The organism is Curvibacter gracilis ATCC BAA-807 (assembly GCF_000518645.1).
Lineage (GTDB): Bacteria > Pseudomonadota > Gammaproteobacteria > Burkholderiales > Burkholderiaceae_C > Curvibacter > Curvibacter gracilis.
Map to the genome: position 1 here is coordinate 103,887 of NZ_JADZ01000024.1, position 9,436 is coordinate 113,322.

Annotated in this window: 12 protein-coding genes; 8 read left to right on the forward strand and 4 right to left on the reverse strand. The window is 58.5% G+C overall.

Annotation, left to right across the window (positions count from 1 at the left end; all coding sequences use genetic code 11):
- Window positions 1–46 precede the first annotated feature (46 nt).
- Window positions 47–625: a chromate transporter gene (locus L880_RS32825; RefSeq protein WP_051443413.1), complete on the forward strand. Its 579-nt coding sequence runs from the start codon at window positions 47–49 to the stop codon at window positions 623–625.
- Window positions 622–1,152: a chromate transporter gene (locus L880_RS0118125; RefSeq protein ID WP_027476867.1), complete on the forward strand. Its 531-nt coding sequence runs from the start codon at window positions 622–624 to the stop codon at window positions 1,150–1,152. Before L880_RS32825 ends, L880_RS0118125 begins: the two co-directional genes overlap by 4 nt.
- 46 nt (window positions 1,153–1,198) lie before the next feature.
- Here L880_RS0118125 and arsA read toward each other — a convergent pair whose 3' ends face one another.
- Window positions 1,199–2,962 carry an arsenical pump-driving ATPase gene (gene arsA / locus L880_RS0118130; RefSeq protein WP_027476868.1) on the reverse strand — a complete coding sequence of 588 codons (1,764 nt, stop codon included), beginning with the start codon at window positions 2,960–2,962 and terminating at the stop codon, window positions 1,199–1,201.
- A 101-nt stretch (window positions 2,963–3,063) separates the two neighbouring features.
- A complete protein-coding gene (locus L880_RS0118135) occupies window positions 3,064–3,345 on the reverse strand; it encodes a hypothetical protein (protein ID WP_157462975.1) in 282 nt (93 codons plus the stop codon).
- A 132-nt stretch (window positions 3,346–3,477) separates the two neighbouring features.
- Here L880_RS0118135 and L880_RS0118140 point away from each other — a divergent pair, with 132 nt between their 5' ends.
- The 5 genes from L880_RS0118140 to arsC are packed head-to-tail and all read left to right on the forward strand — an operon-like array spanning window position 3,478 to window position 6,433.
- The gene (locus tag L880_RS0118140) at window positions 3,478–3,801 is read left to right on the forward strand and encodes an ArsR/SmtB family transcription factor (RefSeq protein ID WP_027476870.1); all 324 of its coding nucleotides are present in this window, start codon (window positions 3,478–3,480) and stop codon (window positions 3,799–3,801) included.
- A 22-nt stretch (window positions 3,802–3,823) separates the two neighbouring features.
- Window positions 3,824–4,405, forward strand: a complete 582-nt coding sequence (locus L880_RS35085; protein WP_084461419.1) for an ArsI/CadI family heavy metal resistance metalloenzyme — start codon at window positions 3,824–3,826, stop codon at window positions 4,403–4,405.
- A gap of 8 nt (window positions 4,406–4,413) precedes the next feature.
- On the forward strand, window positions 4,414–4,929 hold the full coding sequence (locus L880_RS0118145; protein WP_027476871.1) for an arsenate reductase ArsC: 516 nt from the start codon (window positions 4,414–4,416) through the stop codon (window positions 4,927–4,929).
- Window positions 4,926–6,008 carry an ACR3 family arsenite efflux transporter gene (gene arsB, locus L880_RS0118150; RefSeq protein WP_027476872.1) on the forward strand — a complete coding sequence of 361 codons (1,083 nt, stop codon included), beginning with the start codon at window positions 4,926–4,928 and terminating at the stop codon, window positions 6,006–6,008. The genes L880_RS0118145 and arsB overlap by 4 nt, the downstream gene beginning before the upstream one ends.
- Window positions 6,005–6,433 (forward strand): arsenate reductase (glutaredoxin), encoded by a 429-nt coding sequence (gene arsC, locus L880_RS0118155; protein ID WP_027476873.1) that lies wholly within the window; start codon window positions 6,005–6,007, stop codon window positions 6,431–6,433. The genes arsB and arsC overlap by 4 nt, the downstream gene beginning before the upstream one ends.
- A 76-nt stretch (window positions 6,434–6,509) precedes the next feature.
- On the opposite strand, the gene L880_RS0118160 is transcribed toward arsC, so the two are convergent.
- A complete protein-coding gene (locus L880_RS0118160) occupies window positions 6,510–8,435 on the reverse strand; it encodes a cytochrome c/FTR1 family iron permease (RefSeq protein WP_043329849.1) in 1,926 nt (641 codons plus the stop codon).
- Between the two features lie 151 nt (window positions 8,436–8,586).
- Entirely contained in the window at window positions 8,587–9,030 is a 444-nt protein-coding gene (gene cadR, locus L880_RS0118165; RefSeq protein WP_027476875.1) for a Cd(II)/Pb(II)-responsive transcriptional regulator, read from the reverse strand.
- A 216-nt stretch (window positions 9,031–9,246) separates the two neighbouring features.
- On the opposite strand from cadR, the gene L880_RS0118170 reads away from it, so the two are divergent.
- A partial coding sequence (locus L880_RS0118170; RefSeq protein WP_157462976.1) for a DUF4158 domain-containing protein occupies window positions 9,247–9,436 on the forward strand: 190 nt, incomplete at its 3' end.

Genomic DNA, 9,436 nt, shown 5'->3' on the forward strand with positions numbered 1-9,436 from the left:
TAACACAGAACTTGTTGCAATTGTCGGTTTTCACACTGGAGGTGAAATGGTGAATTCAGGGGAATGCAAGTTGAGCGATGACCGACCAGGACTCTGGCAAGTCATCGACGTATTCGTGCGTTACGCAAATTTCACTCTGGGTGGAGGCAGTGCCACCGTTGCTGTTATCCACCGAGAACTCGTGGAAAGGCGGAAGTGGTTGAACCAGAACGACTTCACGTTGTGCTTTGCTCTGGCCAGGCTGACCCCAGGCACCAACCTGCTGGCATTTTGTGCAGGTGTTGGGCTGCTCGTTCGCGGCCTGGCTGGGGCGGTGGCGGCCCTGCTTGCATCGTCAGTCCCTTGCACGATCATCGTTGTAGCAGCCACAGCCCTTTTCAGTCATTGGCAGCACAACCCCTGGGCCCAGGCCGCCTTACACGGCGCCATTGCAGCAGCCGTGGGCATCACGGTCAAAACCTGCTGGACCATCGCACACCCGCACTTCAAGCCACATGCGAGGGTGCGAGTCATCTTGATTGCAGCCGTGGCCTTCGTGCTGCACGCAATTTTCAGTGTCCCTGCCATTGCAGTCCTGCTGCTCGCCTGCGTGGTTGGAGTTCTTTTGCCATCGAAACAGCCATGAACCTCCTCACGCTCTACCTTCTTTTGCTCAAGGGCACCGTGACGGCCTTTGCGGGGCTTGCATCGCTGCCCATGATTTATGAGTCTTTGGTGCTGCAGCACCAAGTGTTGACAGCAACCCAACTCAACGAGGCCGTTGTCATTACCCGTGGCACGCCTGGACCGGTGGGCCTTTATGTCGTGAGTGTTGGGTATTTTGTTGTCGGCATACCAGGGGCCATCGCTGGTTGGCTTGCGATGATCACCCCGGCCTTGTTGATCATTCCACTGCTCAAATTTGCAGGCAGCCATGTCGAGCATCCGCGCGTGAAGTCGGCCATGCAGGCCGTCGTCATTGCCAGTGCAGGTCTTTTGTTGGCTGCTGCGCTGCCTCTGGCACAAGACGCACTGACCGATCCCATCAACATCTTCATTGCGGTCGTCACTGTTGCGTTGTTGCTGACCACCGAGATTGACACGCTTTGGATCATTTTGGGCGCAGCGACGATATCGTTGACATCAGCTGCCTTGCGGGTTTCATGGACTTAAGTCCGCGACACTGGTGAAATTGGGGCGTTCTCAAAGCCCAGTCAAATCAACCCTCGATCAATTGCTCCAGTGCTGCAACGCCCAAGGGCGGCTCGGGAGTCCAGGGGACCATATAGGGCGGATGGGACGCGTGACTTGCGATGCGTTCGAGTTGACGTTGTTCGTTGGACAAACGCACCTGAAGCATGGGGTCCCGCGTCCTGGTCGCCAACAATGACTTGTTGACTACCCAAGCAAACGGCTCAATCTTTGCCCGCCTGAGATCTTCCTGGAGGGCTGCGGCTTGGGAAACGGGTGTGGCCTCGGGCAAGGTCACCAGGATGATCTTGGTGTAGTCCCCGTCCTGTAGCCTCATCAGCGGCGTGACGATGCGCCCACTTCCTCGTCCTTCAAACTCCCTGACCATCTGCCGGTGATAGGCCCCCGTGGCATCCATCAACAGCAGTGAATGCCCGGTGGGGGCAGTGTCCAAGACCACGAATGCGCTTCGCGCCTGCGACACCACATGGGAGAAGGCATGAAACACGGCCACTTCCTCGGTGCAGGGTGAGCGCAGGTCTTCAATCAACAGTTCTTTCTCAGCTGGTGTCATGCCCACCGACTTGGCGGCAACGATCTTGTCCACATACTTTTGCGTTTCTGCCTTCGGGTCGATTCGTCCCACACTCAATCCCGGAACCTCAGCATTGAGCGTGATGGACAGATGGGCGGCCGGATCGGTTGTGCTCAGGTGAACGGACTTACCCGCTTTGACAAGGCCCAGGGCCAGTGCTGCGGCGATCGTGGTTTTGCCCACGCCTCCTTTGCCCATCACCATGATCAGCCCGTGCTCGTCTTTGGCAAGTTCTGTCACCAAGTCGGACAGCCCTTGATACTCCTGCGGGAGCATGGGCGCGGAGGACAGGCTCGGCAAGGGCGTGGGCTCTGGTGACAGCAGGCCGCGCAAGGCATCCAGGCCCACCGAATCAACGGCCCGCAAGGGAACCTGATCGCGAGACAAACTCTGGAGCACTTCAGGCATATCCCGAAGCGCCTGTTGACCCTGGTCTTCAAGAGCTGCCGCAATGGGGTCGCTGCGATCGCTGGCTTTGAAAACGGCATTCACAACCAAGCGCTGATGCCTTAAGCCAAGCGCCACCAGTTCTGCCGAAGTCCTGGCCGCTTCGCCCAATGCTCCCGCATCCGGACGAGCCACAAGCACAATGCTGGTCAGAGACGCATCGTTGAGCGAGGCAAAGGCTTGGTTGAACAACTGTTCCTGCATCTTGAGGCCGGAGTGGGGCCCAAGGCAGGAAGCTCCTCGATCGTTGCCCAGTAAAAAGCCGCTCCAGGCCTTGGGCAGGCTCAGCAAGCGCAAGGTATGCCCGGTGGGCGCGGTGTCAAACACCACGTGATCGTAGGCATCTCCGCCGTGAGACAACAGGCTGGAGAACTCGTCGAAAGTGGCGATCTCTGTCGTGCACGCGCCCGACAACTGCTCCCGCACCGTGGCCACCTCATCGGCACTGGCTTGCGGCCCCATCTGCTCGACCACACGGATGCGGTAATTTTGAGCTGCGGCGTCCGGGTCAATGTTCAACACGGCAAGACCAGGGACTCCTGGCACGGTGACTGGCCGGTTGCTCAGTTCAATATCCAGCATCTCGTCCAGGTTCGACGCGGAATCTGTGCTGACCAGCAGGACCTTCTTTCCCGCATCAGCCAGGGCGATAGCGACAGCTGTGGAAATGGAGGTCTTTCCCACACCTCCCTTGCCAGTGAAGAAGAGGTACTTGCTGGGTGCATCCAGTAGCGTGAAGTGTGAAGACATCAAAATCCCAGTTCAAGGTCGTAGATGACCAGCGCGAGGCTGCAGGCCATTGATAAGCGGTGTGACCGATCGTTCCCCAATACCACCGGAAGCGGTGGTGCTCAGGCTTTGCCCAGCAACTGGGCCGTGTGGTCCAGGCAACGCGCAATGTCGCTCAGGTCGATTTTCTCGCCGGACTTTGCTGTCAGATCGACCTTCACCCCTTCGTCGGTCTGTTGAACGTTGATGGCTTCCAGCTTGTCGTACTGGGTGGACGGACATGTGCAGGTACCCGCTGCGCACTTGCCAAACTCAGACAAAAGTTGCGCCTGTTGTTCCTTCCCGACCGTGGCGTTCACGCTCAGCCCATTGCTCGTTTCTGTCATTGAATATTTCATGGTCATTCAACGCTCCTATGTGGGTCCAGCATAGGTCTGTGCTCATCCTCTTTGCGTGATGTAAGTCAAGGTCGCATGCGCCCTGGACGTTCATTCATGATGCTGGAATTAATTCAACAATCGTTGTATAGTTGATTCATGAAAGAAATTGATGTCGTCCGATCCCTCGCTGCGCTGGCCCAGGAAGTGCGCCTTAGGGTGTTTCGCGCCTTGGTTGTGGCGGGTACGGAAGGCCTGACGCCCGGCGTCTTGTCCGAGCAACTGGCGGTGCCACCCAACTCGCTGTCCTTCCACTTGAAGGAGTTGGTGCACGCCGGGCTGATCAGCCAGGAGCGCCAGGGACGCAATCTGATTTATCGCGCTTCATTCGAGACCATGAATGAGCTGTTGGGCTACCTCACTGAGAACTGCTGTCAGGGCGCTACATGCCTGCCGGCCAACACCACCCACTGTGAATGCTGATTTCACTTTCAAGGAGAGCACCATGAAACGCTTCCATGTTCACGTCCACGTTGACGATCTTGCCAAAAGCATTGGCTTTTATTCCAAGCTGTTCGCCGCTGAGCCTGCCCGGGTTGAAGCCGACTATGCCAAGTGGATGCTGGAAGACCCTCGGGTGAATTTCGCCATTTCCACCCGTGGCAACAAACCCGGCCTGGATCATCTGGGCTTCCAGGTGGACGACGCGGACGAACTGACCGAACTCAAGGGACGCGCCGAATCGGCCGACATGACCTTGCTGGACGAAGGCGCAACGACTTGCTGCTATGCCCGCAGCGAAAAGCACTGGGTCATGGATCCTCAAGGGATTGCATGGGAGCATTTCCACACTCTGGGCAATATCCCCGTGTTCAACGAAAGCGAAAAGCCCGTCGCAGCCGGCGCCTGTTGCGCCCCAGCTGCACCTGCTGCAGCCAAACAAGGCGGCTGCTCAACCCCCGCTGCCTCGAAGGCTGAGCAGGCCACAACTTCATGCTGTGCTCCAGCCACCCAAGCGGCCCATGAGTCCTCGCCAGCGAAAGCCGCTTGCTGCACCCCGAACTCCTCCAAATCAACCTGCTGCTGAACGACGCCATGACTACCGAAACCACCCCCCTGAACGTACTGTTCCTCTGCACCCACAATTCGGCCCGCAGCGTGCTGGCCGAGGCATTGTTGAACTCCATGGGAGAGGGCCGCTTCAAGGCATTCTCGGCAGGCAGCAGCCCGCGTGAGAACCAGAAGCCCAATCCGCTGGGCTTGCAGGTTTTGCAAAAGGCAGGCATCTCTATCGAAGGCCTGCGTAGCAAGAGCTGGGATGAGTTCGCAGCCCCTGATGCACCCCAGATGGACCTGATCATCACCGTTTGCGACAACGCGGCTGGCGAGGTTTGTCCGATCTGGCCTGGCCACCCAGCCACGGCCCATTGGGGCTATGCTGACCCCTCGGAAGGTGATGGATCCGACGCGGAAAAACTCGAAGCCTTCCGCAAGACGATGCACCTGATCAAGCGCCGCCTGGAGCTGCTGATCAACCTGCCCGCTGACAAGCTTGAAAAAGCGCGCTTGCAAAACACGGCGCGTGAACTCTCGAAGGACGGTCAAGCATGAGTGCGCAATGTGAAGCCACCGCCAAAATGGCGGCAGGTGCGCCCATGAGCGTGTTCGAGCGCTACCTGACGGTCTGGGTCTTCCTGTGCATCGTGGCAGGCATCGCGCTGGGCCAGTTCATGCCCGGTGTGTTCCAGGCCATTGGGCGCATGGAAATTGCCCAGGTCAATCTGCCCGTTGGCCTGCTGATCTGGGTGATGATCATCCCGATGCTGGTAAAGGTGGACTTTTCTGCGCTCGGGGAAGTGCGCCAACACGTCAAGGGCATTGGTGTCACCTTGTTCGTGAACTGGTTGGTGAAGCCGTTTTCGATGGCTTTTCTGGGCTGGCTATTCATCCGCCAGTGGTTCGCTCCACTGCTGCCAGCCGATCAACTCGACAGCTACATTGCCGGGTTGATTCTGTTGGCTGCAGCTCCCTGCACGGCCATGGTGTTTGTTTGGAGCCGGCTGACCGGAGGCGACCCCTTGTTCACGCTCTCACAGGTGGCTCTGAACGACAGCATCATGGTGATCGCGTTTGCCCCTCTGGTGGGCTTTCTGCTGGGGCTTTCGGCTATCACCGTGCCTTGGGATACCCTGCTGACCTCAGTGGGGCTCTACATCGTGATCCCGGTGATCTTGGCCCAGTGGCTGCGCAAGACCTTGTTGGCTCGTGGGCAGGAGGCCTTTGATGCAACGATGGCCAAAATTGGCCCCTGGTCTATCACGGCCCTGCTGGCCACCCTGGTGCTGCTGTTCGCGTTCCAGGGCGAGGCCATCCTGAAGCAACCACTGGTGATTGCTCTGCTGGCTGTGCCGATCCTGATCCAGGTGTTCTTCAACTCGGCGCTGGCCTACTGGCTCAACCGCGCCGTGGGCGAGAAGCACAACATCGCCTGCCCATCCGCCTTGATTGGTGCGTCGAACTTCTTCGAGCTGGCCGTGGCGGCCGCCATCAGCCTGTTCGGCTTCAACTCGGGGGCTGCGCTGGCGACCGTGGTGGGCGTGCTGATCGAAGTTCCGGTCATGCTCCTGGTGGTAAGCATCGTCAACAACAGCAAGGGCTGGTACGAGCGTTCGGAGGCCAAATCGGCATGAGCCAAATCACGATTTATCACAATCCCCAGTGCGGCACGTCGCGCAACACTCTGGCCATGATCCGCAATTCCGGGGAAGAGCCCCGAGTGGTTCATTACCTGGAGACCCCCCCAAGCCGCAGTGAGCTGAAGGCCTTGATTGAGGCCATGGCCATCCCTGTTCGGGATGTGCTGCGACAGAAGGGGACACCCTACGATGAACTGAACTTGGGCAATCCGCACTGGACAGACGAGGAACTGATTGACTTCATGATGAAGCATCCGATCCTGATCAATCGGCCCATCGTTGCCACACCGTTGGGCACTCGTCTCTGCCGCCCCTCCGAGGCGGTTCTGGACCTGTTGCCCAACCCGCAACTTGGTGCATTCACCAAAGAGGATGGTGAGAAGGTTGTAGACCAAGCGGGAAACCGGGTGCTGAGTTAAGCGGCTCCTTTTGTTGTGTGGGCGTCAGATGCAAAGCGCAAAAAGAGTCAGTTTGCCCAGCTCCGGGGAGGACGTGCTAAGACGTCCCTCTGGCGACTCGGGCGTTCATGGCAAACCCCAGGATGATGACGGCGGCGACCACAATTTGCGCCCCCAAAGCCTGTGCGGACGGGAAGATGCCCAGGAAGTCGATGCGCGGGGTGTTGATGGCAAGTGCGGCGATCCATCCTGCCTCTTGGAGCGCCGCGACGCCCTTGCCGGTCAGCACGACCGCCAACACAGCGACCAACATGGAACTCCAGGCGAAGAACTTGCCGATAGGAAGGCGAGCGCTGAATTTCAGGAGAGCGAACGCCACTGCGAGCAGTACTACCAGGCCGGCGACCAAACCGCCCAGCACCGCTGTGTGATTACCTTGCTCCCAAAGCGCGGCATAGAACAGGATGGTCTCGAAGACCTCCCGGTACACCGCGATGAAAGAAAGGCTGAACATGAAGAAAGCCGACTTGCGATTGAGCGCCGCTGAAAGCTTCTCGTGGATGTACTGCTGCCATTTGCCTGCTGTGCTCTTCTGATGCATCCACATTCCAACACTCAGAAGCACAACCGCTGCGAAAAGCGACGACAGGCCCTCGGTGACTTCACGGCTTGCGCCGCTCACGTTGACGATGTACGTCGCGATGGCCCAGGTGACCGCGCCAAGTGCCAAAGCACCCACCCAGCCCGCGTGCACGTACCGAAGCATGTCGGGTCTCTCCGCCTTGCGAAGAAACGCGACCATTGCCACTACGACCAAAAGAGCCTCAAGGCCTTCGCGAAGAAGAATCGTGAAGCTTCCCAGAAACGCAGCAGTGGAATCGTCGGCAGCCGTCGACAGCACGCTGTCCGCCTCCTTGAACAAGTCATCAATCCGCAAGGTCTGCGCCTTGATTTCCTGCAACGACGCCTTGCTCGAAAGAAGCGAGCGGAACTGGCTCATGGCGGTTTCAATACGGCCAAGCAATGCCTTGTCGCGCGTGGCAAGCGTCGGCTCAAGCGGCTCGACACCATCCAGGTACGCCGAGAGCGCCAGGTCTGCCGCGCGCTTGAAATCCTTACTGTCGTACGCTTCTTCGCTCTGGGCGAGCCGCTGGCGGGCAATGTCGAACGTCAGGGGACGCATCTGAACAACGGCCTCGGGATGGACATGAAGAAAAGCCATCGCGGCGGCAGCAGGCTCCACCCCAACCTCCTTTGCGAGGTCTCCCTCAGTAGTCCGGGTCAAACCGTCCAGAGTCGTGAGCTGGGCACGTACAGCTGCGTTGTCTTTCCAGACCGCTTCGCCGGCCGTGACCTCTTCTTGCTTGTGAGCGAACTGACCAATGTAGAAGGCCAAGGCCCAGCGGTCCGCCTCGGGAAGAGCAGCAAAGCTCACCATAGGCGTGCCCTCGATACCTTGACTGATAGCTTGGTACAAGGCGAAGACGCTGCGTTCACGAGCGCGAGCTTGGTCGGTGAAGGCCACTGGCCGCGGCTCAAGGCGAACGCCCAGTGGTCCATCTCCATTTCCGCTGGCACCATGGCACGCCGCACATTGGGCTTGGTAGATAGCGGCTGCGGCTGCCACGTTTGGCGGAGCGCTTGGTGAGGACGCGACCGGATAGACGGCGAGAAGGCGATTGCCCAACGATTTGGCGAGCGTTGCCACACGTGCCGGGTCTTCCAGGGCATCGATGGCGGCCGCAAGGACTCCCGCCTCTTTCACCAAAGCAGGTTGTTCCGGATGAGCGTCCAAGGCGGCGAGCTTCGTTTGGCTGGTCTTGACAAACTCGCGCATCTCCGCGAACTCGGAAGCATTGAGGACAGCACCGTCCTTGACCGCTCCGCGGTAGTCCACGGCCAAGTAGTCAAGGATTTGCCAGATGCGACGTACGTCAGATTCGGCGGCGCTTGCGGTCATCGCAAGTAAGAGGAGCGCGGCACATACGGCGGCTCGATGGATGAGTTTCAGGAAGCCGAGCATTTCCAAAACCAATGCAAATGGGAATTATTCTAGTTTCCAATTACGCATCGGAAGCGACTACTGAGTAGGCCGCAGGGCTAATCCCCTCTCTTGGTTGACTCTCTAGCGACTAGAGGGTTTTCAATCTTGAAACGCGCGTTCCAGGGGAGCCTCAGGCATGCACACCTTTGACATGCCGCCTCGAAACGGGCGGATTCTCCCCGGTGGTCTGCCGCAAAGATTCGAGCGCGCCGCACTCCCCGATACACCCGCCGCCGGCGCAAGCGCTTCGGATTTCCTGAATCTGACGCTTGAGCAGGGTGAGTTCGGAAATCCGCGTCTGCACGTGGCGAACATGGTCTTCAAGGAGCGCATTTACCTCGTCACACGGGCGGCCGGGGTCATCCTGCAGATTCAGCAGGATTCGGATTTCAGAATGCGCCATATCGAGCGAGCGGCACCTCAAAATAAAGCGCAACCGCTTTTCGTGAGTCTCGTCGTAGGTTCTATAGTTGTTTGCGCATCGCTTAGGCGACTGCATCAGGCCTTCGCTCTCGTAATAACGAATGGTCTCCACCTGGCAGCCTGCGCGCGCGGCCAACTCTCCAATCTTCATGCGATTTCCTTCTGTTTGACTCTATACCTACTATAGGCTTTCAAATGGAGGCAATCTAGGAGTTCACTATGGGGGTCCCCTCGTTTTCAGTGCAATAACTGGCGGTACGCAAACCCAGCACTGGCGCGGGGGTGGTGTTGGTAGATCGTTGATTCTGTTGGCTTTCCTGTTCACTTCTCAAACGGGTATCGTGGCCTCCCGCTAATGGGGTTCACGATGCAGGACTGGCAAACGACGTTTTTGGGGATGCGTGAGCTGCCCCGCGATATCAGTGACTTCGAGATGAAGGCGTTTTTCACCTTCGATGGTGCAGAGCGCGAGGCAATCAATGCGCGCCGGGGTGACGCCCACAAGCTCGGTCTGGCGCTGCATATCGGGTTTTTGCGCATGAGTGGCCGCCTGCTGT

Coding starts and splice junctions, on each gene's coding strand:
- arsC (WP_027476873.1), top strand. CDS start 6,005: ATGAGCCAAATCACGATTTATCACAATCCCCAGTGCGGCACGTCGCGC.
- L880_RS35085 (WP_084461419.1), top strand. CDS start 3,824: ATGAAACGCTTCCATGTTCACGTCCACGTTGACGATCTTGCCAAAAGC.
- L880_RS0118135 (WP_157462975.1), bottom strand. CDS start 3,345: ATGACCATGAAATATTCAATGACAGAAACGAGCAATGGGCTGAGCGTG.
- L880_RS0118145 (WP_027476871.1), top strand. CDS start 4,414: ATGACTACCGAAACCACCCCCCTGAACGTACTGTTCCTCTGCACCCAC.
- L880_RS0118140 (WP_027476870.1), top strand. CDS start 3,478: ATGAAAGAAATTGATGTCGTCCGATCCCTCGCTGCGCTGGCCCAGGAA.
- L880_RS32825 (WP_051443413.1), top strand. CDS start 47: ATGGTGAATTCAGGGGAATGCAAGTTGAGCGATGACCGACCAGGACTC.
- L880_RS0118160 (WP_043329849.1), bottom strand. CDS start 8,435: ATGCTCGGCTTCCTGAAACTCATCCATCGAGCCGCCGTATGTGCCGCG.
- L880_RS0118125 (WP_027476867.1), top strand. CDS start 622: ATGAACCTCCTCACGCTCTACCTTCTTTTGCTCAAGGGCACCGTGACG.
- arsA (WP_027476868.1), bottom strand. CDS start 2,962: ATGTCTTCACACTTCACGCTACTGGATGCACCCAGCAAGTACCTCTTC.
- arsB (WP_027476872.1), top strand. CDS start 4,926: ATGAGTGCGCAATGTGAAGCCACCGCCAAAATGGCGGCAGGTGCGCCC.
- cadR (WP_027476875.1), bottom strand. CDS start 9,030: ATGAAGATTGGAGAGTTGGCCGCGCGCGCAGGCTGCCAGGTGGAGACC.